The organism is Micromonospora sp. NPDC049201, assembly GCF_055586805.1.
Window position 1 is genome coordinate 186,538 of sequence record NZ_JBVJHM010000005.1, and the last position, 26,363, is coordinate 212,900.

7 protein-coding genes are annotated in these 26,363 nt (G+C 76.2%); 6 read left to right on the forward strand and 1 reads right to left on the reverse strand.

Features of this window, described 5'->3' with window-relative positions; translation table 11 throughout:
- The 6 genes from ACZ6O5_RS12885 to ACZ6O5_RS12910 all read left to right on the forward strand — a co-directional run bounded on the left by ACZ6O5_RS12885 (nt 1) and on the right by ACZ6O5_RS12910 (nt 23,429).
- A complete protein-coding gene (locus ACZ6O5_RS12885) occupies nt 1–5,004 on the forward strand; it encodes a type I polyketide synthase (protein WP_465976820.1) in 5,004 nt (1,667 codons plus the stop codon).
- A 44-nt stretch (nt 5,005–5,048) separates the two neighbouring features.
- Nucleotides 5,049–14,477, forward strand: coding sequence for a type I polyketide synthase (locus tag ACZ6O5_RS12890; RefSeq protein WP_465976822.1), 9,429 nt, complete (start codon nt 5,049–5,051; stop codon nt 14,475–14,477).
- 25 nt (nt 14,478–14,502) lie between these two features.
- Nucleotides 14,503–20,118, forward strand: a complete 5,616-nt coding sequence (locus tag ACZ6O5_RS12895; RefSeq protein ID WP_465976824.1) for a type I polyketide synthase — start codon at nt 14,503–14,505, stop codon at nt 20,116–20,118.
- Nucleotides 20,119–20,202: 84 nt separating this feature from the next.
- Nucleotides 20,203–21,228 (forward strand): ABC transporter ATP-binding protein, encoded by a 1,026-nt coding sequence (locus ACZ6O5_RS12900; RefSeq protein WP_281940984.1) that lies wholly within the window; start codon nt 20,203–20,205, stop codon nt 21,226–21,228.
- A complete protein-coding gene (locus ACZ6O5_RS12905; RefSeq protein WP_405089296.1) occupies nt 21,225–22,061 on the forward strand; it encodes an ABC transporter permease in 837 nt (278 codons plus the stop codon). The genes ACZ6O5_RS12900 and ACZ6O5_RS12905 overlap by 4 nt, the downstream gene beginning before the upstream one ends.
- A 12-nt stretch (nt 22,062–22,073) precedes the next feature.
- Nucleotides 22,074–23,429 carry a glycosyltransferase gene (locus ACZ6O5_RS12910; protein WP_465976827.1) on the forward strand — a complete coding sequence of 452 codons (1,356 nt, stop codon included), beginning with the start codon at nt 22,074–22,076 and terminating at the stop codon, nt 23,427–23,429.
- A 93-nt stretch (nt 23,430–23,522) separates the two neighbouring features.
- Here ACZ6O5_RS12910 and ACZ6O5_RS12915 read toward each other — a convergent pair whose 3' ends face one another.
- On the reverse strand, nt 23,523–26,330 hold the full coding sequence (locus ACZ6O5_RS12915) for an AAA family ATPase (RefSeq protein WP_465976828.1): 2,808 nt from the start codon (nt 26,328–26,330) through the stop codon (nt 23,523–23,525).
- Between the last annotated feature and the right edge of the window lie 33 nt (nt 26,331–26,363).

Sequence of the window (26,363 nt, forward strand, 5' to 3'; positions counted from 1 at the left end):
ATGACCACCGCGGATCAAGGCAGGGACGCGATGAGCGACGACGACAAGCTGCGGTACTTCCTCAAGCGGGTGACCGCCGACCTGCACGACACGAAGCGCAAGCTGCAGACCGTCGAGGCGCGGGACACCGAACCGCTCGCCATCGTGTCGATGAGCTGCCGCTTCCCCGGCGGCGTCCGGTCCCCGGAGGAACTGTGGGACCTGGTCGCCGACGGGCGCGACGCGCTCACCGAGTTCCCCGACGACCGGGGCTGGGACCTCGACGGGCTGTACGACCCCGACCCGGACAAGCCCGGCAAGAGCTACACCCGGGTCGGCGGGTTCCTCGACCGCGCCGGTGACTTCGACCCGGCCCTGTTCGGCATCTCGCCCCGCGAGGCGCTCGCCATGGACCCGCAGCAGCGGCTGCTGCTGGAGACGTCCTGGGAGGCGATCGAGCGGGCCGGCATCGACCCGCTGTCGCTGCGCGGCAGCGCCACCGGCGTCTTCGTCGGGCTGAGCACGTCCAACTACGGGATGGGCCTGCCGTACGTGCCGGACGGCGTGGACATGTACCTCGGCACCGGCAACACCACGAGCGTCGCCTCCGGCCGGATCTCGTTCACGCTCGGCCTCAACGGCCCCGCCGTCACCGTCGACACCGCCTGCTCGTCGTCGCTCGTCGCGCTGCACCTGGCCGGGCAGGCGCTGCGCCGTGGCGAGTGCGACCTGGCGGTCGCCGGTGGCGTCACCGTGATGGCCACCCCGGGCGTGTTCATCGTCTTCTCCCGCCAGCGCGGCATGTCCGTCGACGGGCGGTGCCGCGCGTTCGCGGCCGGCGCCGACGGCACCGGCTGGGGCGAGGGCGGCGGCGTGGTCGTGGTGGAACGGCTCGCCGACGCCGAACGCAACGGCCACCCGATCCTCGCCGTGATCCGCGGCAGCGCGCTCAACCAGGACGGCGCGTCCAACGGCCTGACCGCCCCGAACGGCCCCTCCCAGCAGCGGGTCATCCGGGCCGCGCTGGCCGACGCCCGGCTCGGCGCGGCCGACGTCGACCTGGTCGAGGCGCACGGCACCGGCACCACGCTCGGCGACCCGATCGAGGCGCAGGCGCTGCTCGCCACGTACGGGCAGGACCGGCCCGCGGACCGGCCGCTCTGGCTGGGCTCGGTGAAGTCGAACATCGGCCACACGCAGAGCGCCGCCGGCGTGGCCGGACTGGTCAAGATGGTGATGGCGCTGCGGCACGGCACGCTGCCGGCGACGCTGCACGTGGACGAGCCGTCCCCGCACGTCGACTGGGACTCCGGCGCGGTGGAGCTGATCACCGAGAACCGGCAGTGGCCGGAACTGGGCCGGCCCCGCCGTGGCGGCGTCTCCTCGTTCGGGGTCAGCGGCACCAACGCGCACGTCATCGTCGAGGAGTACCGCCCCTCCGCCGTCGAGCCGGCCGAGGCGCCCGCCGACGACGCCCCCGCGCCGCGCCGCGCCGGCCTGCTCGCCGCCGGCCCCACCGCCTGGCCGGTGTCGGCCCGGACCCGGGGCGCGCTCGCCGGGCAGGCCGCCCGACTGGCCGCGCACCTGCGCGCCCACCCCGCCGACCCGGCATCCGTGGCCTGGTCACTGGCCACCACCCGGTCCACGCTCGACCAGCGCGCCGTCGTCGTCGGCGCGGACCCCGCCGACCTGCTCGCCGGCCTGGACGCGCTGGCCGCCGGCCTGCCGGCCGGCAACCTGGTCACCGGTACGGCGTCCGCCGCCGGCGCCGGCCCGGTCTTCGTCTTCCCCGGCCAGGGCGCCCAGTCCGTCGGGATGGCCGCCGGCCTGGTCGGCCGGTGCGCGCCGTTCGACACCGCGCTGGCCGAGTGCCAGACGGCGCTGGCCCCCCACCTGGACGTCGATCTCGTGTCGGTGCTGACCGGCGACGACGAGTCCTGGCTGGACCGCGTCGAGGTGGTGCAGCCGGTGCTGTGGGCGGTCGGTGTGGCGCTCGCCGCCGTCTGGCGCGCGGCCGGCGTCACGCCCGACGCGGTGATCGGCCACTCCCAGGGCGAGATCGGCGCGGCCTGTGTGGCGGGAATCCTGTCCCTCGACGACGCGGCGAAGACGGTGGCGTTGCGGTCCCGGGCGCTGTCCGCGTTGCGCGGCACCGGCACGATGGCGTCGGTCGACCTGTCCGCCGACGAGGTGACCGCCCGGCTGGATGGCTTCGACGGTGTCGGGGTGGCGGCGGTGAACGGCCCGGCGACCGTGGTGGTGTCCGGTCCGCCGCAGGCGGTCGCCGACCTGGTGGACGCCTGTCAGGCCGACGGCATCCGGGCCCGGCTGATCCCGGTCGACTACGCCTCGCACTCCGCCGCCGTGGAGGAGGTGGCGCAGCAGTTGCGTGCCGACCTGGCCGGCGTGACGCCGCAGGCCGGTCACACCCGGCTGGTGTCGACGCTGACCGGGGAGTGGGTGGACCCGGCGACGATGACGGCCGACTACTGGTACGACAACCTGCGCCGCACGGTCCGGTTCGACACGGCGGTGCGGACGGCGGTCGAGGCGGGACACACCACGTTCGTGGAGATCTCGCCGCACCCGGTGCTGACCATGCCGGTCACGGCGGTCCTGGACGACACCGGCACCGCCGGGCACACGCTGTCGACGTTGCGGCGGGGTGAGGACGACCCGACCCGGCTGCTGACCAACCTGGCCACCGCGCACAGCATCGGCCTGCCGGTCGACCTGACCACGGTCCTCGCCGAGACGGAAACCGTGGCGCTGCCCACCTACGCGTTCGACCACCAGCGGCTCTGGCTCGACGGCAGCGGCGGCCCCGAGCGGGAGGACCAGGCGGCCGACCACGGCAACCCGGACGACAGCGGCTTCTGGGCCGCCGTCGAACGCGACGACCTGTCCGGCCTCGCCGAGGTGCTCGCCGGCGACGACCTCCCCGCCGGGCAGGCGCTCGACGCGCTCGCCCCGGCGCTGCCGGTGCTGCACCGCTGGCGGCGGCAGCAGCGCCGCCAGTCCGACATCGACAGTTGGCGCTACCAGGACACCTGGAAGCCGCTCACCGGCATCACCAACCGTGGCATGGCCGGCACCTGGCTGGTCGTGCTGCCCACCGGCGACATCGTCGAACCCTGGCAGGAGGCGTGCGTCGACGCGTTCGCCGCCGCCGGCGCCACCGTCGTCCCGCTGCCGGTCAGCACCACCGACGTCGACCGGGACCTGCTCGGCAAGCTGCTGCGCGAGGCGCTCACCACCGGCGCGGACGGCACGCTCACCGAGGTGACCGGCGTGGTGTCGCTGCTCGCGTTCGACGAACTCGTCCACCCGATGCACCCGTCCGTGCCCGGCGGCTTCGCCGCCACCGTCGCGCTGGTCCAGGCGCTCGGCGACATCGGCCTGGCCGCTCCGATGTGGGCGGTCACGTCCGGCGCCGTCTCGGTCGGCCGCGCCGAACTGCTCCGCTCGCCCGGCCAGGCGATGATCTGGGGCTTCGGCCGCGTCGCCGCGCTGGAACACCCGCAGCGTTGGGGCGGACTCGTCGACCTGCCGGAGGCGGTCGACGAGCGCAGCGCCGGCCTGCTGGTCGCGGCGCTCACCGCCGCCGGCGAGGAGGACCAGATCGCGGTACGCCCCGGCGGACTGCTCGGCCGGCGGCTCACCCGTGTCCCGCTCGGCGACAGCCGGCCCGCGCACCCGTGGCAGCCCTCCGGCACCGCGCTGGTCACCGGCGGCACCGGCGCGCTCGGCGGGCACGCCGCCCGCTGGCTCGCCCGCAGCGGGGTGGAGAACATCGTCGTGGCCAGCCGGCGCGGCATGGACGCCCCCGGCGCCGCCGAACTCGTCGCCGAGCTCACCGCGCTCGGCGCCACCGCCAGCGTGGTCACCTGCGACGCCGCCGACCGGGACGCGCTGGCCGCGCTGATCGACGGCATTCCCGCCGACCGGCCGCTGAAGGCCGTGGTGCACGCCAGCGCGGTGCTCGACGACGCCCTGATCAACGACCTGCGCATCGACCAGATCGAGCGGGTCCTCGCGGCCAAGGTGGACGTCGCGTACCACCTGCACGAGCTGACGCTCGACCTCGACCTCGGCGCGTTCGTGCTGTTCTCCTCGTTCGCCGGCTCGGTGGGCAGCTCCGGCGTCGGCAACTACGCCCCGAGCAACGCGTTCCTCGACGCGCTCGCCCAGCACCGGCGCGGCCTCGGCCTGCCCGGCACGTCCATCGCCTGGGGCGCCTGGGCCGGCGGCGGCATGGCCGACGGCCCGTTCGGGGAACTGCTGCACCGGCACGGCGTGCCCGAGATGCCGCCGGAGGCCGCGATCGCCGCGCTGCACCAGGCCGTCGACCACGGCGAGGCGTTCCTCACCGTCGCCGACATCGCCTGGGAACGGTTCTCCGTCGCGTTCACCGCCACCCGGCCCGGCCCGCTGATCAGCGACCTGCCGGACGTCCGCCGGCTGCGCACGGTCGAGCGGACCACCGGCGGCGAGGTGCCCGACGGCCCGGAGTCGCTGCGCGACCGGCTCGCCGGGCTGCCCGCCGGCGACCGGATGGCGGTGCTGCTCGCGCTGGTCCGCAGCCAGGTCGCGGCCGTGCTCAACTACCCGTCCGGGGAGTCGGTGGACGAGCACCGCGCGTTCCGCGAACTGGGCTTCGACTCGGTCACCGCGGTCGAGCTGCGCAACCGGCTCGGCCTGGCGAGCGGGGTGGCGCTGCCGGTCACCCTGGTCTTCGACTACCCGACGCCGACCACGCTGGCCGAGTACCTCTACGCCGAGGTGGCCCAGGACGACGTGGTCACCCCGACCGCGCTGCTGGACGACCTCGACCGGATCGCCGACGGGCTCGACGTGGTGGCCCGCGACGAGGCCGCCCGGGTCCGGGCCACGGTCCGCCTCCAGGCCATGCTCACCCGGCTCGGCCAGGGCAGCGGCGGCGACGACGACCTCGGCCGTCATCTCGGCGACGCCAGCGACGACGAGCTGTTCGCCATGGTGGACCGCGACCTCGGTCTCTCCTGACCCGCACCGGCTCACTCCCGTCCCCTGCGAGGAAGCGGCTACCGATGGCCAATGAAGACAAGCTCCGCGACTACCTCAAGCGGGTCATGGCGGACCTGCACGACACCCGCCGCCGGCTCAGCGAGGCCCAGTCCCAGGAACTGGAGCCGGTGGCGATCGTCGCGATGAGCTGCCGGCTGCCCGGTGGCGTCCGCGACCCGCAGGACCTGTGGGAGTTGCTGACCGACGGCCGGGACGCGGTTGCCCCGTTCCCCGACGACCGGGGCTGGGACCTCGACCGGCTCTACCATCCCGACCCCGACCACCCCGGCACCTCGTACGCCCGCGAGGGCGGCTTCCTCGACGGGGCCGGGGACTTCGACGCCGCGTTCTTCGGCATCAGCCCCCGCGAGGCGCTCACCATGGACCCGCAGCAGCGGCTGCTGCTGGAGACCGCGTGGGAGGCCGTCGAGTCCGCCGGCATCGACCCCGCCACGCTGCGCGGCAGCCGTACCGGGGTGTTCGTCGGCACCAACGGGCAGGACTACGGCACGCTGCTGATGATGTCGCCCGACGGCGACGAGGGCCACTCGATGACCGGCGGGGCGGCGGCGGTCGCCTCCGGCCGGGTGTCGTACACGCTCGGCCTGGAGGGCCCGGCCGTCTCCATCGACACCGCCTGCTCGTCCTCGCTGGTCGCGCTGCACCTGGCCGCGCAGGCGCTGCGGGCGGGGGAGTGCGAGCTGGCGCTCGCCGGTGGCGTCACCGTGATGGCCACCCCCGGCCTCTACATCGGGTCGAGCCGGCAACGCGCGCTCTCCCCGGACGGGCGGTGCCGTTCCTTCGCCGCCGCCGCCGACGGCGCCGGGTTCTCCGAGGGCGTCGGCTGGCTGCTGGTGGAGCGGCTCTCCGACGCCCGCCGCAACGGGCACCCGGTGCTCGCGGTGCTGCGCGGCAGCGCGGTCAACCAGGACGGCGCGTCGAACGGGCTGACCGCCCCGAACGGGCCCGCCCAGCAGCGCGTGATCAGCCAGGCGCTCACCGCCGCCCGGCTGGCCACCGCCGACGTGGACCTCATCGAGGCGCACGGCACCGGCACCAACCTGGGTGACCCGATCGAGGCGCAGGCGCTGCTGGCCACGTACGGGCAGGACCGTGGCGACGCCGGGCCGGCGCTGCTCGGCTCGGTGAAGTCGAACATCGGGCACGCCCAGGCCGCTGCCGGCGTGGCCGGGGTGATCAAGGTGGTGCTGGCCATCCGGCACGGACTGGTGCCGGCGACGCTGCACGTCGACGAGCCGTCCCCGCACATCGACTGGTCGTCCGGCGCGCTGGAGCTGGTGACGTCGGCGCGGCCATGGCCGGAACGCGACCGGCCCCGCCGGGCGGCGGTGTCGTCGTTCGGCATCTCCGGCACCAACGCGCACGTCATCGTGGAACAGGCGCCGGAGGCGTCCGCGCCGCCCGCCGCCGTCCCCACCCCGGGACTGCTCGCCGCCGACGTCACCGCCTGGCCGGTCTCCGCCCGGACCCGGGGCGGCCTCGCCGGGCAGGCCGGCCGGCTGGCCGCGCACCTGCGCGCGCACCCGGCCGACCCGGCGACGGTGGCCTGGTCGCTGGCCACCACCCGGTCGGCGTTCGACAAGCGGGCCGTGGTGCTCGGGTCGTCGGCCGAGGAGTTGCTGTCCGGTCTGGATGCGCTCGCGGCGGGTACGCCGTCGCCGGCGGTGGTGACCGGCACCGCGGAGCGGCCCGCCGGCCCGGTGTTCGTGTTCCCGGGTCAGGGTGCGCAGTCGGCGCGGATGGCTTCCGGTCTGGTCGGTCGGTGCGTGTCGTTCGACGCGGCGCTTGCCGAGTGCCAGGTGGCCCTCTCTCCGTACCTCGACGTCGATCTGGTGGCGGTGCTGACTGGCGACGACGAGTCGTGGTTGGCCCGGGTCGAGGTGGTGCAGCCGGTGTTGTGGGCGGTGGGTGTCGCCCTGGCCGCGGTGTGGCGGCACGTCGGGGTCGTGCCGCAGGCGGTGGTCGGTCACTCGCAGGGCGAGATCGGCGCCGCGTGCGTCGCGGGGATCCTGTCCGTCGACGACGCGGCGAAGACGGTGGCGTTGCGGTCGCGGGCGCTGTCCGCGTTGCGCGGCACCGGGACGATGGCGTCGGTCGACCTGTCCGCCGACGACGTCACCGCACGGCTGGCCGGAAGCGCGACGGCGTCCGTCGGCGCGGGATCGACCCGCGACAGGACCGGCCCGGCCGCGAACGGGCCACGCTTCGCGGGCGTGGGAATCGCGGCGATCAACGGCCCGGCGACAGTGGTGGTCTCCGGCCCGCCGCAGGCGGTCGCGGACCTGGTCGAGTCGTGTCAGGCCGACGGCATCCGGGCCCGGCTGATCCCGGTCGACTACGCGTCGCACTCCGCCGCCGTGGAGGACGTCGCGCAGCAGCTCCGCACCGACCTGGCGGACGTGACGCCGCAGCCCGGTCACACGCGTCTGGTGTCGACACTCACCGGCGACTGGGTGGACCCGGCCACGATGACGGCCGACTACTGGTACGACAACCTGCGCCGCACGGTCCGGTTCGACACCGCCGTGCGTACCGCGATCGAGGCCGGTCACACGACGTTTGTGGAGATCTCGCCGCACCCGGTGCTGACCATGCCGGTCACGGCGATCCTGGACGACCTCGGCACCGCCGGGCACACGCTGTCCACGCTGCGGCGGGGCGAGGACGACCCGACCCGGCTGCTGACCAACCTGGCCACCGCGCACAGCATCGGCCTGCCCGTCGACCTGACCACGGTCCTCGCCGGCACCGGCACCGTCGCGCTGCCCACCTACGCGTTCGACCACCAGCGGTACTGGCCCGCCCCGCCCCGCTTCGTCACCGACCGCGACGGCGAACCCGACCCCGACCGCTGGCACTACCGGGTCACCTGGACCCCGCTGCCCGACCTGCCGCTGACCCGGCTCACCGGCGCCTGGCTGGTCCCGGTACCCGCCGACCTGGCCGACGACCCGCTCGTCACCGGCGTGCTCGGCGCGCTCGGCAACGTCGGCGCCGACGCCGTACCCGTACCCGTCGACCCGGCCGACGACCCGGCCGCGCTCGCCGACCGGCTGCGCGCCGCGCTGCCCGCCGACGGACCCGCCGCCGTGCTCTCCCTGCTCGGCCTCGACGGACGCGCCCACCCCGAGCACCCGGCCACCACGCTCGGCGTCACCGGCACCGCCCACCTGGTCCAGGCGCTCGGCGCGCTCGGCGTCGAGGCGCCGCTCTGGTGCGCCACCCGCCGGGCCGTCACCACCGGCGACACCGATCCCGCCCCCGACCCGGCCGCCGCCGCCGTCTGGGGCCTCGGCCGGGCCGTCGCGCTGGAACACCCGGCCCGCTGGCGCGGCCTGGTCGACCTGCCCGACCGGCTCGACGCCACCACCGCCGCGCTGCTCGGCGCGGTGCTCGGCGCCGACGGGCCCGAGGACCAGATCGCCGTCCGCGACACCGGCGCCCACGCCCGCCGGCTCACCCGCGACACCGACCTCGCCGACGACACCGTCCGGCTCCGCGACACCGTGCTGATCACCGGCGGCACCGGCGGCCTCGGCGGGCACCTGGCCCGCTGGGCCGCCCGCGCCGGCGCCGCGCACGTGCTGCTGGCCAGCCGCCGCGGCCCCGACGCCCCCGGCGCCGGCGACCTCGCCGCCGAGCTGACCGACCTCGGGGTACGCGTCACCGTGGCCCGCTGCGACGTCACCGACCGCGACCAGATCGCCGCGCTCCTCGCCGACCTGCCCGACGACGCGCCGCTGCGGGCCGTGCTGCACACCGCCGCCGTGCTCGACGACGGCATCGTGGACACCGTCACCCCGGCCCGCCTGCACACCGTCGCCGCGCCCAAGAGCGCCGCCGCCGACCATCTCGACGCGCTCACCCGCGACCACGAGCTGGACGCGTTCGTGCTCTTCTCCTCCGTCGCCGGCACCACCGGCAACGCCGGCCAGGGCGCGTACGGCGCGGCCAACGCCCACCTGGACGCGCTCGCCCACCGGCGCCGCGCCGACGGGCTGCCGGCGCTCTCCGTGGCCTGGGGCGCCTGGGCCGGCGCCGGCCTGCCCGCCGACAACGAACGCGCCCAGCAGCGGCTGCGCCGCGGCGGCATGGTCGCCATGGACCCGGAGTCGGCCGTCGCCGCGCTGGCCCGGGCGCTGGGCCGTGACGAACCCACAGTGGTCGTCGCCGACGTCGACTGGGGTCGCTTCGCGCCCGCGTTCGCGCTGGTCCGGCCCAGCCCGCTGCTCGGTGACCTGCCCGAGGTCCGGGACGCGCTGCGGCCCCCGGAGACGCCGGCCACGCCCGAACCGGTCGACCAGCCCGGCTCGGCGCTGGCCCGGCAGCTCGCCGGCGGCACCGCCGCCGAGCGTACCGAGACGCTGCGTGACCTGGTCCGCCAGTGCGCGGCCACCGCGCTCGGCTACGGCGCCGCCGACGACGTGCCGGTCACCCGCCCGTTCCGCGACCTCGGCCTCGACTCGCTGACCGCGGTGGACCTGCGCAACCTGCTCGCCACCGCCACCGAGCTGCGGCTGCCCGCCACGCTCGCGTTCGACTACCCGAACCCGGCGGTGCTCGCGGGGCACCTCGACGAGCTGCTCACCGGCGCCGGCGCGCCGGTCGACGGGCCGGCCGCCGTGGCCACCCCCGACGAGCCGCTGGCCGTGGTGGCGATGAGCTGCCGTTTCCCCGGCGGTGCGGACGACCCGGAACGGCTGTGGCAACTGCTCGCCTCGGGCGGCGACGCCATCGGCGACTTCCCCACCGACCGGGGCTGGGACCTCGACCGGCTCTTCGACACCGACCCCGCCGTCGAGGGCACCAGCTACGCCCGCCAGGGCGGCTTCCTGCCCGACGTGGCCGACTTCGACCCCGGCTTCTTCGGCATCTCGCCCCGCGAGGCGCTCGCCATGGACCCGCAGCAGCGGCTGCTGCTGGAGACCTCGTGGGAGGCGATCGAACGCGCCGGCATCGACCCGCGGACGCTGCGCGGCACCCCCACCGGCGTCTTCGTCGGCACCAACTACCAGGACTACCGCAACCTCATGCTCACCGCGGAGGGCGCCGAGGGGCACCTGATGACCGGCAACGCCGGCAGCGTGCTCTCCGGCCGGGTGTCGTACACGCTCGGGCTGGAAGGGCCGGCCGTGTCCGTCGACACCGCCTGCTCCTCGTCGCTCGTCGCGCTGCACTGGGCCGGCCAGGCGCTGCGCGCCGCCGAGTGTTCCCTGGCGCTGGTCGCCGGCGTCACCGTGATGTCCACCCCCGGCGTGTTCGTCGGCTTCAGCCGGCAACGCGGACTCTCCCCGGACAGCCGGGTCAAGGCGTTCGCGGCCGGCGCCGACGGCACGAGCTGGGGCGAGGGCGTCGGCGTGCTGCTCGTCGAGCGGCTCTCCGACGCCCGCCGCAACGGCCACCCGGTGCTCGCCGTGGTCCGGGGCAGCGCGGTCAACCAGGACGGCGCGTCCAACGGGCTCACCGCCCCCAACGGTCCGGCCCAGCAGCGGGTCATCCGCGCGGCGCTGGCCAACGCCCGGCTCGACGCGGGCGACGTGGACGCGGTCGAGGCGCACGGCACCGGCACCCGCCTCGGCGACCCGATCGAGGCGCAGGCGCTGCTCGCCACGTACGGGCAGGGCCGCCCCGAGGACCGGCCGCTGCTGCTCGGCTCGATCAAGTCGAACATCGGCCACACCCAGGCCGCCGCCGGTGTCGCCGGCGTGATCAAGATGATCCTCGCGCTGCGCCACGGCTACCTGCCGCCGACGCTGCACGTCGACGCGCCCAGCGACCAGGTGGACTGGACGACCGGCTCGGTGGACCTGCTGACCGAGGGGCGGCCCTGGCCGCTGACCGGCCGGCCGCGCCGCGCCGCCGTCTCCTCGTTCGGCATCAGCGGCACCAACGCCCACACCATCCTGGAGCAGGCCCCCGAGCCGCCGGCGCCGACCGATGAGCCGGCGGAGCCGCCGGTGGTGCCGGTGCTGCTGTCCGCGCGTACCGCCGCGTCGCTGGCCGCGCAGGCCACGCCGTGGGCCGACCGGCTCGCCGGGCCGACCGCGCCCCCGCTTGTCGACGTCGGCTGGTCCTCGGCGGTGTCCCGGGCCGCGCTGGACCACCGCGCGGTGGTGCTCGCCACCGACCGTCGGGCGCTGCGCGCCGGGCTCCGTGCGCTGGCCACCGGCGACGACTCGCCCGCGCTGGTCACCGGCGCGGTGACCGGCCGGCCCCGGCTGGCGTACCTGTTCTCCGGGCAGGGCGCGCAACGCCCCGGCATGGGCCGCGAGCTGGCCGCCGCGTACCCGGTGTTCGCCGACGCGCTGACCGAGGCGTGCGCCGCGCTCGACCCGCACCTGCCCCGGCCGTTGCGCCCGCTGCTCGACGCCGACCCCGGCACCGACACCGCGGCGTTGCTGGACCGCACCGAGTTCACCCAGCCGGCGCTGTTCGCCGTCGAGGTGGCGCTGTTCCGGCTGCTCACCTCGTGGGGCCTGCGCCCGGACGCGGTGGCCGGGCACTCCATCGGCGAGTTCGCCGCCGCCCACGCCGCCGGCGTGCTCACCCTCGCCGACGCCGCCGAACTGGTCGCCGCCCGGGGCCGGCTCATGCAGGCGCTGCCCGCCGGCGGCGCCATGCTCGCGGTCGCCGCGAGCGAGGACGACGTCCGCGCCACGCTCGCCGACGGACTCGCGCTCGCCGCGGTCAACGGCCCCGCCGCCGTCGTGGTCGCCGGCCCCACCGACGCCGTCGACCAGGCCGCCGCCGACTGGACCGCCCGGGGGGTACGCACCCGACGGCTCACCGTCAGCCACGCGTTCCACAGCCCGCTGATGGAACCGGTGCTCGACGAGTTGGCCGCGCTCGCCGCCCGGCTGCCGCACCACCCGCCGACCGTGCCGCTGATCTCCACCGTCACCGGCGCGCCGGTCGACGTGGCCGGCATCGGCGCGCCCGGCTACTGGGCCCGGCACGCCCGCGACACCGTCCGCTTCGCCGACGCGGTCACCGCGCTGCGCGCGCACGGCTGCACCGCGTACCTCGAGGTCGGCCCGGACGCGGTGCTCACCGCGCCGGCCCAGGGCGTGCTGGCCGCCCACGGGCCGGTCCCGCCGGTGCTGCCCACGCTGCGCCGGGACCGGCCGGAACCGCTCACCCTGCTGCGCGCGGTCGCCGCGTTGCACGTGCACGGCGTGGGCGTGGACTGGCCCGCGCTCTACGCCGACGCCGACCCGCAGCCGGCCGACCTGCCCACCCACGTGTTCGACAGGCAGCGCTACTGGCCGCAGCCGCCGGCCTGGCTGACCGCGCCACCCGCCGAGGACACCGCCGTGGAACGCCGGTTCTGGGCGGCCGTCGAGGCCGAGGACCTGGACGGCCTGCTCACCGAGCTGGACGTGGCCCCGGACCAGCCGTTCGGCGCGGTGCTGCCGGCGCTGTCGGCGTGGCGCCGACGCGGTCGGGAACGGTCGGTGGTGGACGGCAGCCGCTACCGGGTGCGCTGGGAGCCGGTCGACGCCACCACCGGGCCCGCGCCGGACGGTCCGGGCCGCTGGCTGGTGCTGCTGCCCGCCGACCGGGCCGCCGAACCGGACCTGGTCACGCTGGCCGGCGCGCTCGGCCCGGCGGCCACCACCGCGCCGGTGGACACCGCCGCCGACGCCGACGAACTGGCCGCCCGGCTGACCGACCTGGTCACCGCCGCCACCAGCGACGGGCCGACCCGCGTCCTGTCGCTGCTCGGGCTGGACGAGACGCCGCACGCCGAGCACCCGACGCTGCCGCGTGGCCTGGCCGCCACCGTCGGACTGCTCCAGGCGCTCACCGACCTGGACGCGCCGGCCCGGCTCTGGTGCGCCACCCGGGGCGCGGTCGACGTCGGTGACGCCCCGCCCAGCCCCCGGCAGGCGGCGCTGTGGGGCCTCGGCCGGGTCGCCGCGCTGGAACAGCCCACCCGCTGGGCCGGCCTGGTCGACCTGCCCGCCACCGTGGACGACGACACCGCCCGGCGGCTCGCCACACTGCTGACCACCACCGCCGAGGACCAGCTCGCGGTGCGCGGCGACGGGACGTACGCCCGGCGGCTCGCCAGCGCGCCCACCGACGGTGACCCGACGCCGTGGCAGCCGCGCGGCACCGTCCTGATCACCGGCGGCACCGGCGCGCTCGGCGGGCACGTGGCCCGCTGGGTGGCCGACGCCGGCGCCGAACGGATCGTGCTGACCAGCCGGCGCGGCGTCGACACGCCGGGCGCGGCCGACCTGCTGGCCGAGCTGACCGCGTCCGGCGTCGACTGCCGGGTCGCCCGCGCCGACGCCGCCGACCGGACCGCCATGGCCGCGCTGCTCGCCGACCTGCGCGCCGACGGGCCGCCGCTGCGCGCGGTGGTGCACGCCGCCGGCGTCAGCGAGGTGGTGCCGCTGGCCGAGACCACGCTGGAGGACCTGGCGTACGTCATCGGCCCGAAACTGGCCGGCGCGGAACTGCTCGACGAGCTGCTCGACGGCGTCGAACTGGACGCGTTCGTGCTCTTCTCCTCCATCGCCGCCACCTGGGGCAGCGGCGGGCAGGGCGGATACGCCGCCGGCAACGCCGCGCTGGACGCGTTCGCCGAGCGACGGCGGGCGCGCGGGCTGCCCGCCACGTCGGTGGCCTGGGGGCCGTGGACCGAGTCCGGCATGTTCGACGACGACGCGCCGGAGCAACTGCGCCGCCGCGGCCTGCGGGTGCTGCCGCCCGAACCGGCGATGGCCGGGCTGCGGCACGCGCTCGCCGCCGACGACACCTGCGTCACCGTCGCCGACGTCGACTGGGCCACGTTCCACCCGCTGTTCACCTCGCTGCGGCCCAGCCCACTGCTGGCCGACCTGCCGGCCGTGCGGGCACTCGCCGCCGCCGCCGAGCCGCCGCCGGCGACGACGACCGGGCCGGCGGGCCGGGACCGGCTCGCCGAACTGCGCGCGCTGACCGCCGACGACCGCCGGGACGCGCTGCTGGACCTGGTACGCACCGACGCGGCGAAGGTGCTCGGCCACCCCTCGGTCGACGCGGTCGAGCCGGAACGGGGCTTCCTCGATCTAGGGTTCGATTCGCTGACCGCGGTGGAGCTGCGCAACCTGCTCACCGCCGCGACCGGGCGGGAGCTGCCCACCACCGTGGTGTTCGACTACCCGACCCCGGCCGGGCTGGCCGCGTACCTCGACGACGAGCTGTTCCCCGGCGGCGACGAGCCGGCCGGCGGCGCCGACGAGGAGACGGTCCGGCGGGTCCTCGCGGCCATCCCGCTGGACCGGCTGCGCCAGGCCGGCCTGCTCGACCAGTTGCTGCGCCTCGGCCACGACACCGCCGCGCCGGCCGCCGACCCGGCTCCGGACGTGCCGGCGGCCGAGATCCACGACCTCGACGTCGCCGGACTGGTCCGGATGGCGCTCGAAGGATCCGACTCGTGACCCGGCCGGCCGCAGGGAGGGCCCGATGAGCGTCTCGCTGGACGAGGTGGTCGGCGCGCTGCGCGCGTCGCTGCTGGACAACCAGAAACTCAAGCAGCAGAACCAGCAGCTCGCCGACCGGCTCACCGAACCGGTGGCGATCATCGGGATGAGCTGCCGTTTCCCCGGTGGGGTGCGCTCGCCCGAGCAGCTCTGGGAGCTGGTCGACGCCGGCCGCGACGCGATGGCGCCGTTCCCCGCCGACCGGGGCTGGGACCTCGACGCGCTCTACGACACCGACCCGGCCAGCCGGGGCACCTCCTACGTCCGCGACGGCGGTTTCCTGCCCGACGCCGGCGACTTCGACCCGGCGTTCTTCGGCATCAGCCCGCGCGAGGCCCTCGCCATGGACCCGCAGCAGCGGCTGCTGCTGGAGACCGCGTGGGAGGCGTTCGAATCCGCCGGCGTCGACCCCACCGCGCTGCGCGGCGCGCCCACCGGCGTGTACGCGGCCACCAGCAGCCAGGGCGACTACGCGGCGCTGCTCACCGGCGTCGGCGGCGGCGTCGAGGGCTACCTCGGCACCGGCAGCGCGGCGGCGGTGGCCAGCGGCCGGATCGCGTACGCGCTGGGCCTGGAGGGCCCGGCGATCACCGTGGACACCGCCTGCTCCTCGTCGCTCGTCGCGCTGCACCTGGCCTGCCAGGCGCTGCGGCTGGGGGAGTGCACGCTGGCGCTGGCCGGCGGCGTGTCCGTGATGGCCACCCCCACCGTGTTCGTGGAGTTCTCCCGGCAACGCGGCCTGTCCACCGACGGCCGGTGCAAGTCGTTCGCCGCCGCCGCCGACGGCACCGGCTGGTCCGAGGGCGTCGGCATGCTGCTCGTCGAACGGCTCTCCGACGCCCGCCGCCACGGCCACCCGGTGCTCGCCGTGGTGCGCGGCACCGCGGTCAACCAGGACGGCGCCAGCAGCGGCCTCACCGCGCCCAACGGCCCCGCCCAGCGGAAGGTGATCCGGGCCGCGCTCGCCAACGCCGGGCTCACCGCCGCCGAGGTGGACGTGGTGGAGGCGCACGGCACCGGCACCACGCTCGGCGACCCGATCGAGGCGCAGGCGCTGCTGGCGACCTATGGGCAGGACCGGTCCACGCCGCTGCTGCTCGGCTCCGTCAAGTCGAACATCGGCCACACCCAGGCCGCCGCCGGCGTCGCCGGGATCATCAAGATGGTGCTCGCCATGCGGCACGGCCGGCTCCCGGCCACGCTGCACGTCGACCGGCCCACCCCGCACGTCGACTGGACGGCCGGCGCGGTGGAGCTGCTGACCGACGCGCGGCAGTGGCCGGCGACCGACCGCCCGCGCCGGGCCGGTGTCTCCGCGTTCGGCGTCAGCGGCACCAACGCCCACGCCGTCATCGAACAGGTCGAGGATCCGCCGACCCCGCCGGCCGGACGCCCCGCCCCGCCGGCGCCCTGGGTGGTCTCCGCGCGCTCCGGGCCGGCGCTCGCCGGGCAGGCCCGCCGGCTGCTGGAGCACCTCGACGCCCACCCCGGCCTGCGCCCGGCCGACGTCGCGTACGCGCTGCTCACCACGCGGGCGGCGCTGCCGCACCGGGCCGCGGTCACCGGCGACGACGCGGCGGCGCTGCGCGCCGGGCTGCGTGCGGTCGCCGAGGACCGGCCCGCGCCCGGCGTGGTCCGCGGCGTGGCCCGGACCGCCGGCAAGCTCGCCGTCCTCTTTCCCGGGCAGGGCGGCCAGCGACCCGGCGCGGGCGCCGAGCTGCACCGCCGGTTCCCGGTCTTCGCCGCCGCGTTCGACGAGGTGGCCGCCGAACTCGACAGGCACCTGAGCCGGCCGCTGCGCGAGGTGGCGTTCGCCGCGCCGGAGACCCCCGAGGCGGCGCTGCTGGACCGCACCGAGTGGACCCAGCCCGCGCTCTTCGCCTACCAGGTGGCCGCGTACCGGCTGGTCACCGCGCTCGGCCTGCGCCCGGCGCACCTGCTCGGCCACTCCGTCGGCGAGCTGGCCGCCGCGCACGTCGCCGGTGTGCTGTCGCTGCCCGACGCCGCCACGCTGGTGGCCGCCCGGGCCCGGCTCATGCAGGCGCTGCCGGCCGGCGGCGCGATGCTCGCGGTCCGCGCGTCCGCCGCCGAGGTGACGCCGCTGCTCGACGCGCGGGTGGCGCTGGCCGCGGTGAACGGCCCCGAGTCGGTGGTGCTCTCCGGTGACGAGGACGCGGTGCTCGCCGCCGGGGAACGGCTCGCCGCCCAGGGCCGCCGGACCCGCCGGCTGCGGGTCGGCCACGCGTTCCACTCGGCCCGGATGGACGACATGCTGGCCGAGTTCCGGGTGGTCGCCGAGAAACTCACCTGGCAGCCGCCGAGCGTGCCGCTGGTCTCCGACCGCACCGGCGAGCCGCTCACCGACGCGCAGGCCACCGACCCGGGCTACTGGGTCGAGCACGTCCGCGACACGGTGCGGTTCTCGTCGGCGGTGGCCACGCTCGCCGCCGCCGGGGCCGGCACCTTCCTGGACCTGGGCCCGGACGCCGCGTTGACCGCGCTGGCCCGCGAGTGCCTGCCCGACGCCGAACCGGCCGCGTTCGTGCCGGTCGCCCGGCGTGAGCTGTCCGAACCGGCCGGCCTGCTCGCCGCGCTCGCCGCCGTGGACCTGCGCGGCGCCGGCGTACGCTGGCCCGCGCTGTTCGCCGGCACCGACGCGACCCGGGTCGACCTGCCCACGTACGCGTTCGCGCACGAGCGGTTCTGGCCCGACCCGATCCGGCTCGACCTGGGCCCGCGCCCCGCCGACCCGGCCGACGGCGAGTTCTGGTCCACGGCCGAGGACGGCGACCCGGCCGCGCTGGCCGCCCTGCTCGGTCTCGACGACGCCGCCGCCGGCCCGCTCGGCGACCTGCTGCCGGCGCTGACCGGCTACCGGGACCGTCACCGCCGGACGGCCACCCTGGACGGACTGCGCTACCGGACCGGCTGGACCCCGGTCGACCCGCCGACCGGCGTCGCGCCGACCGGCCCGTGCCTGGTCGTCGGCCCACCCGGCGACCTGCTCGACGCCGTGACCGACGCGGTACGCGCCGAGGGCCTGGACCCGGTGCCTGTACCGGCGCCGCCCGGCGTCGACCCGGTCGCCGCGCTGCGCGACCGCCTCGACACGGTCACCCCGGTCCGGGTGATCTCGCTGCTCGCCGCCGGCCACGCGTCGGCGGACACCGGAGCGCCGGCGGCCGGACCGGAGCCGGGAACCGGCGCGGCCGAATCGGGGCCGGGCACCGACAGGGCCGGATCGGCGGCCACCGGCGACGCGGCCGGATCGGCGGCCACCGGCGCCGCGGACGTCCTCGCCGGCACCGTCGCGCTGGTGCGGGCGCTCACCGACGCCGGGGTCGCCGCGCCGCTGTGGTGCGTCACCCGGGGCGCGGTCGCCGTCGACGCCGTCGACCCGGCGCCCGACCCGGCGGTCGCCACCGTCTGGGGCCTCGGCCGGGTGCTGGCGTTGGAACACCCCCGGCTCTGGGGCGGCCTGCTGGACCTGCCCGCCGAACCGGCCGGCCCGGACACCGCCCGGCTCGCCCGCGTGGTGGCCGGGGACGGCGTCGAGGACCAGCTCGCGATCCGCGCCGGTGGCCTGCGCGCCCGCCGGCTGGAACGCGCGCCGGCCGGCGTCGACAGCCCGTGGCGGCCGGACGGCGCGGTGCTGGTGCACGGCGACGCCCCGGTCCGCCGCCCGCACCTGCTGCGCCGACTCGCCGAGGCGGGCGCGACCCACCTGCTCCTGGCCGGTCCACCCTTGCCGGCCGACAGCGACCAGACCGGCCCGGACGGTGTCGCGCGGACCATCCTGGACGGCGTCGAGCGGACCACGGTGCACGGCGTCGAGGTGACCACCGTGGCCGGTCCGGACGCGCTGTCCGCCGCGTTGGCGCGACTGGCCGCGGCCGGCACGCCGGTGCGTACCGTGCTGCACGTGGCCGACGCCGGCGGGGCCGGCGAGCCGGTCGCGGCGGCCGACCCGGACCGGTTGGCCGGCACCGTCGGCGCGCACCTGGCCGCGGTGGCCCGGCTCGACGCCGTCTGCGCCGACCACCCGGTCGACAAGTTCCTGATCTTCGTCTCCACGGCCGCCACCTGGGGCAGCGGCGGTGCCGCGGTCACCGCCGCGACCGGCGCCGGCCTGGCCGCCCTCGCCGCCTGCCGCCGCGCCGCCGGTCGACCGGCCACCGTGCTGGCGTGGGCGCCGTGGCACGGCGAGGTCACCGACCCGGAGCAGCTACGCCGTCGGGGAATCCGACCGCTGGACCCCGGCGTGGCCCTCGACGCGCTGGACCGGGCCGTCGCCGCCGGCAGCGACGAGGTCGCCGTCGCGGACGTCGACTGGCCGGCGTTCGTGCCCGCGTTCACCGCGGTCCGGCCGGCCCCGCTGCTGCGCGGCGTGCCGGACGCGGTGACCGAACCGACCGCCCCGGCCGCCGGGACCGGCTCCGACCCGGCGACCGCGCTGCGGGACCGGCTGGCCGCCGTGCCCGCCGCCGACCGGCACCGGATCCTGCTGGACCTGGTCCGGGCGCAGGCCGCCACCGTCCTCGGACACGCCGGGCCGGGCGCGGTCGAGGAGGACCGGGACTTCCTGGAACTGGGCTTCGACTCGCTCACCGCGCTGGAGCTGCGCGACGCGCTGCGCCAGGAGACCGGCGCGGAGCTGTCCGCCACCCTGCTCTTCGACCATCCCACCCCGGTCGCGCTGGCCGGCCACCTGCTCGGCGCGATCCTCGGCGGGCCGGCCGCCGACGCGCCCGCCGACGCGGCGTCACCGGAGGGCGCGGGCGGCCTGCTCGGCGGGCTGTTCCGGCAGCCCAAGGCGCGCGCCGACGCGGCCGGCTACGCCGAGCTGCTGGTCAAGCTGGCCCAGTTCCGGCCCAGCTTCCGCACCCCGGAGGAGCTGACCCGACCGGCCGCCGTCATGCGGCTGGCCGACGGGCCGGCCACGCCGGTGGTCTGCTGCTGCACCATGTCGCTGCTCTCCGGCGCGCACGAGTACGCCCGCGTCGCCGCCGGCATGCGCGGCCGGCGGGACGTGTGGGCGCTGCCGAACCCCGGCTTCGGCGTCGGCGAGGAGCTGCCCGCCGACCTCGACGCGCTGCTGCGGGTGCACGCGGACACCGTGCTGCGCGCGGTCGGATCCGGCGACTTCGTGCTGGCCGGCCACTCCGGCGGGGCGATGGTGGCCAACCTGCTCGCCGCCGAGCTGGAGCGGCAGGGCCGTGCCCCGGCCGCGGTGGTGCTGATGGACACCTACCCGGCCGGCAGCGAGGTGCTCGGCGGCTGGACCTCGCAACTGCTCGACGGGATGGTCGAGCGGGACAGCGCGTACACCCCGATGGACGACCACCGGGCCACCGCGTGGGCCGGCTACCTGCCGCTGTTCCTGGACTGGAACCCCACGCCGATGGCCGCGCCGACGCTGCTCGTACGCGCCGGCGAGCCGCTGGGGGAGTGGACCGGGGAACCCGACGGGTGGAAGTCGGTGTGGCCGTACCCGCACGAGACGCGGGACGCGGCCGGCGACCACTTCACCATGGTCGGCGAACGCGGCCCGGAACTCGCCGCCACCGTCGACGCGTGGCTCACCGAGCGAGGGCTGTGAGGCCGCCCCTTGGCTGCCCCTAACGCCCCCTATCGCGGTGGCGGACAACTGTCTTACCAGGAACCAGGACGGGAGCATGACGACGTGGACGAGGCAGTGGTGGTCGACGGGCTGGTCAAGAAGTACCGGCCCGACATGCCGCCGGCGGTGGACGGACTGAGTTTCTCGGTCGCCGCGGGCGAGGTCTTCGGTCTGCTCGGGCCGAACGGCGCGGGAAAGACCACGACGATCGGGGTGCTGACGACCCGGGTGCGGGCCACCTCCGGTCGCGCCCTGGTCTGCGGCGCGGACGTGTCCCGCGCGCCGGCCGTGGCCCGGCAACTGCTCGCGGTGGTGCCGCAGCGGGTCAACCTGGACCGGTCGCTCACCGTCCGGCAGAACCTGCTGTTCCACTCCGCGTACCACCGGGTGTCCCGGGCCCGCCGCGTGAAACGCGCCGACGAGCTGCTGGAACAGATGGGCCTGAAGGACTTCGCCAAGGCCCGCACCGACTTCCTCTCCGGCGGCCTGGCCCAACGCACCATGATCGCCCGGGCGTTGATGCACGCCCCCCGGGTGCTCTTCCTCGACGAGCCGTCCGCCGGTCTCGACCCGCAGTCCCGGCTGTTCGTGCACGAGCGGATCGCCGACCTGAAGCGGTCCGGGGTCACCGTCGTGGTGACCACGCACGACATGGAGGAGGCGGAGAAGCTCTGTGACCGGGTCGGCATCGTCGACCACGGCAAGCTGCTCACCCTGGACACGCCGACCGCGCTGACCCGGACGCTGCCCGGCAGCAGCACGCTGACGCTCGTGGTCGCGCCCGGCGCCCCGGCCGAGGCGGTGCAGACCGCGCTGACCGACGTGCCGGACGTGGAACGCGTCGAACGGCTGCGCGCGGGCGGCGCGGCGGAGCTGCCGATGTTCCCCGGCATGCCCCCGATGCCGACGCCGGAGGATCCGGACGCGCCGCTGTCGTTCCGGGTCTACACCGCCGGTGCGCCGGCCAACGCCGTGCCGATGGCGTTGAAGGTCCTCACCGACCTCGGCTGCGAGGTCCGTGACCTCAGCGTCGGCCAGCCCAGCCTGGAGGACGTCTTCATCCACCTGACCGGAAGGGACCTTCGGTGACCGTCACCGCCCCCGCCGCGCCGGCGCCGCCGGCCGTCACCGCACCCCCGCCGGTACGCCTGCGCGACCAGCTCACCACGTTCCGGGCGGTGCTCTGGCGCGACGTCTTCGTCACCAGCCGGGAGCTGGGCGGGTTCCTGGCCCAGGTCTTCCTCCAGCCGCTGTTCATGCTGTTGATCTTCGGCAAGGTGCTCAAGGATCTCGGCTACGCCAGCGACGACTTCGCCAACGTGCTGCTGCCCGGCGTCATCGCACTCAACGCGTTCCTGATCGGGCTGGAGAACACCGCGCTGCCGATGGTGATGGACTTCTCCTTCACCCGGGAGATCGAGGACCGGCTGCTGTCGCCGATGGCGATCCCGCTCGTCGCGTTCGAGAAGATCGTCTTCGGTGCGATCCGGGGCCTGGTCGCCGGGCTGGTGCTCATCCCGGTCGGCATGCTGATCCTCGGCGTCACCTGGCCGCTTTCCACGCTGCTGCCGGTGATCGGCGTGCTGGCGGCCGGCGCGCTGGTCGGCGCCGCCCTGGGCCTGACGTTCGGCACCCTGGTCCCGCCGCACCGCATCCAGATCATGTTCACGGTCACGCTGACGCCGCTGATGTTCACCGGCGCCACCCAGTTCCCGCTGCGCGCGCTGGACTCGCTGCCCTGGTTCCAGGTGGTCTGCGCGCTCAACCCGCTCACCTACGTCAGCGAGGCCACCCGGTCGCTCGTCGCGCCGCCCGGTGTCGAGTCGGTGCCGCTCTGGCTGGACCTGGTCGTGCTCGCCGGGGTGTTCGTGGTCTTCACCGCCGTCGGCATCCGCGGCTTCATGCGCCGGGCGATGGACTAGGGGCCGGCCGCGATGAACCCCGACGATGCCCCGCTGCTGCTGGTCAGCTCCGGCAGCGCGGGGCTGTTCAACCCGCTGCTCACGCTGGCCGGTGAGCTGAAGCGTCGGGCCGCCCGACCGGTCCGGTTCGCCTGCACGGACGAGCGGCGGGCGGAGATCGAGGCGCTGCCCGGCGACGGCGACGTGCGGTTCGTCTCGCTCGGCCCGCCCCGGGTGGAGGTCCGCCCGGAGCACTGGGACGACGAGACGCACCGCCGGATGTCCACCGGCTCCCGGGTGGTGAACTTCGCCAGCTACGTCGACGCGTCCACCGACTTCGACCACCTGCACGAGCTGTACGAGCGCTGCCTGGCGGTCATCGACGAGGTGCGGCCGGCGCGGGCGGTGGTGGACTCGTTCGCCTCGTTCGGCCTGGACGCGGCCATCACCCGCGGGGTGCCGTTCGTCATCAGCGTCACGGTGCCGCCGTCGAACTTCCTCCAGGACAGCCTGCCGCCGGCGTACCCGATGTCGTTGTCCGGGCTGCCCCTGGCGATGAACCCCAGCCAGCGGGCGGCGAACGACCGCTACCGGGCGGCGCTGGTGGCCACGCTCACCGAACCGGAGCGGCTCGCCCGCAGCACCGCCGCCGCGGCGCGGCGCGCGGACGCCGGCATCAGCAACGTCGAGCTGCGCCCCTCCCAGTACGCCGAGGCGGCGGAGGCGCTGCTCGCCTACACGGTGTTCGGGCTGGAGTACCCGTTCGACACCGCGCCGGCGAACCTGCGCATGGTGGGCTCGATGGTGCCCCGGGAGATCGTGCCGAGCCCGGACGGCGCCGAGCTGCGGGCCTGGCTCGACGCCCACGAGTCGGTGGTCTACGTCGGATTCGGCACCATCATGCGTCCGACCGCCGCGCAGGTGGCCGCGCTGGTCGAGGTGGCCGCCCGGCTCGGGCCGGAGCACCAGGTGCTGTGGAAGCTGCCCGCCGCCCGGCACGCGTTGTTGCCACCGGCCGACGAACTGCCACCCAACCTGCGCGTCGAGTCGTGGCTGCCGTCGCAGGTGGAGGTGCTGGCGCACCCGCACGTGCGGGTGTTCTTCAACCACGCCGCCGCGAACGCGATCCACGAGGCGGCCTGGTTCGGGGTGCCGCAGTTGGTGATGCCGTTCTGGTTCGACTGCTACGACGGGGCGGTGCGGGTGGTCGACGCCGGCGTGGCGCTGGCGGTCGAGCACGAGGACCCGCTCGACGTCGACGACGTCGTCGGGAAGCTGCGCCGGCTGCTGGCCGAGCCGTCCTTCCGCGACCGCGCCGCCCGCTGGCGTGACTGCCTGCGCCGCGCCGGCGGGGTGACCGCCGCCGCCGACCTGGTCCTGAGCGGATAAGGAAGGGCCCCTTCTTAACGCATTCGGTAGAGGCGGGGCCCCTTGTTAACACCAGGTGTTAACAAGGGGCCCCGCCTTACACCGACGGCCGGGTCAGGACGCGGCGGGCTGGATCTCCTCGCCCAGGGGCTCGGCGAAGGCCACCAGTCGGGCCGGCAGGTCCGAGCGGCGCTTGACGTCGAGCTTGCGGTAGACCCGGGTCAGGTGCTGCTCCACGGTGCTCACCGTGATGAACAGCTTGCTGGAGATCTGCCGGTTGGTGTGGCCCTGCGCGGCGAGCGCCGCGACCCGGCGTTCGGCCTCGCTGAGCCCGTCCTCCGGCTCCGGAGCCTCGGCCGGCGGACCCGCCGGCACGCTGCCCGGCTCGCGCCGGACCAGCCGCTGCGCCAGCACCGAGGCGCCGCAGTCCTGCGCCAACTGGTACGCCCGGCGGACCAGCAGCCGCGCCTGCGCCGAGTCGCCGGCCCGTTGCAGCGTCTGCCCGGTGTCCCCGAGCGCCCGGACCAGTTCCAGCCGGTCGCCGCAGCCCTGCAACAGGTTCACCGCCTCGGAGAGCAGCTTGCGCCGGTGGTCCGGCGCGGTGGTGCCGGCGAGCAGCCGCAGCGCCCGGCCCCGGGTACGGTCGTCCACCCCGTGCGGCACCCGCAACTGTTCCTGGAGCAACTGGGTGGCGTGCGCCTTGTTGCCTACCGCGAGCTGCACCCGGGCCAGCTCCAGCCGCCAGGGCACCAGCCCGGCCACGTCCACGCCCCAGGCGCGCATGAGTTCGCCGCACCGGCGCAGGTCGGTGGTGGCCGCGTGGGCCCGGCCGAGCGCCAGGTGATGGCGGGCCCGGGCGGCCAGGTAGTGCAGCCCGAGCGGTGTGCGGAAGGCGCCGGCCGGCACGCTCTGCGCCAGCCAGCGATCCGCCTCGGCATGCCGCCCGGACTCGGTGGCGCAGGCGATCAGCGTGGCCAGCGGGCCGGCCGCGGCGACTCCCCAGGCGGCCACCGGCAGGTCGTCGAGCGCGGCCCGGGCCTGCTGGTCGGCCACGGTCAGGTCGCCCAGCCGCAGCGCCGCCTCGGCGCGCAGCGCCCGCAGCACCGCCCGCCAGAGCGGGGCGTGCCGCACGGCCGGCCGCTCCAGCAGCGCCGCCGTCCAGACGGCCACCCGGTCGGCACGCCCGGCCCAGAGCAGCGCCAGCAGCGGCGCGGCCAACAGGGGGAGCATGCCGTCGTCGCAGTGGTGGCGGTGCAGCAGTTGTTCGGCGCCGGCCACCGCGTCGTGGTCGCCGGTCGGCGTCAGCGCCGCGCCGACGAGGCCCAGCGCCTGCGCCGGTGAGGAGCCGCCGGCCAGCAGCGCGGTCCGCGGCGCACCGGCCGCTTCCCGTACGGCGGCCAGGTGCTCCGGGTGGGAGAGCCCCAGCAGCAGGTGCATCGTCCGGCGACGGCCCGTCGCGTGGGCCTGCTCGTCGTCCCCGGCGCAGCCGGCGATCGCCTCGTCGGCCTCCTCGACCCGCCCCTGCCACAGCAGGTACGGCGCGGCGGACAGGGCGGCGTCGGCCGGCCAGCCGCCCGCCCGGGCGGCGTCGACCAGTTGGTCGAGTTGCCCGTTGACGGCCAGTGGATTGATCTGCCAGCGCGCGCTGACCTGCATGGCGGTGATGGCGACCCGCTGTTCGTCGTCCACCTCGGCGCGGCCGACCAGGCGCAGGCAGCCGGCGGCCACGTCGGGCCGGCCGGCGGCGAGCGCCTGGGCGGCGGCGTCGTGCAGCACGGGCACGGTCCACCCGGCCTCCGCCCATCCGGCGGCGACCAGGTGCTCGGCCACGCCGCCCGGCTCGACGCCGTGTTCGTGCAGCACCTCGGCGGCCCGCTGGTGCAGGTCTCGTCGTTCGTCGACGGACATGTCGGCCAGGATGGACCGTCGGATCCTGGGGTGCCGCAGCCGATCCTGGTCCAGCAGGCCGGTGGTGCGCAGCATGCTGACCATCGGGGTGACCGACTCCGGCACCACGTCGAGCAGGTGGCCGAGCAGGTCCGCCGGGCCGCCCGGCCGGTCCAGCACCGCCATCGCCTGTGCCACCCGGCGCACGCCCGGCTCGTGCCGGTACAGGCAGCCGAGCACCGCCTGGTCGAACGCGTCGCCGAGGGCGGCGTCCACGGTCGGTTCCTCGTCCGTCGCCGGGCGGGGCTGTTCCTCGATGAGCGCCCGGGTGAGCAGCGGGTTGCCGCCGGTCATCCGCAGGCAGCGCTCGGCGGCCTCGCGGGCCGCCGGCTCGACGTCGTCGTCGACCAGCCGGGCGATCGCCTCCACGGTCAGCGGCGGCAGGGTGATCCGGGTGAAGTGGGGCTGGCTGAACAGTTCGGCCCGGAAGTGCGGGTGCGACGGACGCAGCGTGCGGGCCTCCGCGAGCACCACCATGATCGGCGTGTGCCGCAGCCGGCGGGCGACGTAGAGCAGGCAGTGCAGCGACGCCGGGTCGGCGTGGTGCACGTCGTCGACGGTCAGCACGAGCGGCGCCGACTCGGCCAGTTCGAGCAGCGTGCTGAACAGGCCGTGCAGCACCGGCGCCCACACCTGGTCGGCGGCGTCGTCGCCGCCGTGTCCGGGCTCCGGCGGGGCAGCCGGGGAGTGGCGCAGCAGGCGCTCCACCCGTACCCCGGTCTCGGGGTCGAGCCGCGCCCCCTGGAGGAGTTGCCCCAGCACCCCCAGGTGCAGTCCGCGTTCGGCGCGCGAGGCGGTCGCGCTGAGCACCCGGCCACCGGCGTTGGCCGCCCAGTCGCCGAACGACTCCAGCACGCTCGTCTTGCCGCTGCCCACCGCGCCGGTGACGAGCGAGACGTGTCCCCTCCGCTGCCGTTCGCAGTTCTGGAAGGTCTCGCGCAGCAGGGTGAGCTGTTCTTCTCGCTGTACCAGCACGTGTGTCGTCAGCCCTTCTCGTCGGCGGCGCCG

Bases quoted from the DNA above. Each gene is read 5' to 3' on its own strand.
- ACZ6O5_RS12885 (WP_465976820.1), top strand. From the start codon at position 1: ATGACCACCGCGGATCAAGGCAGGGACGCGATGAGCGACGACGACAAG.
- ACZ6O5_RS12910 (WP_465976827.1), top strand. From the start codon at position 22,074: ATGAACCCCGACGATGCCCCGCTGCTGCTGGTCAGCTCCGGCAGCGCG.
- ACZ6O5_RS12890 (WP_465976822.1), top strand. From the start codon at position 5,049: ATGGCCAATGAAGACAAGCTCCGCGACTACCTCAAGCGGGTCATGGCG.
- ACZ6O5_RS12895 (WP_465976824.1), top strand. From the start codon at position 14,503: ATGAGCGTCTCGCTGGACGAGGTGGTCGGCGCGCTGCGCGCGTCGCTG.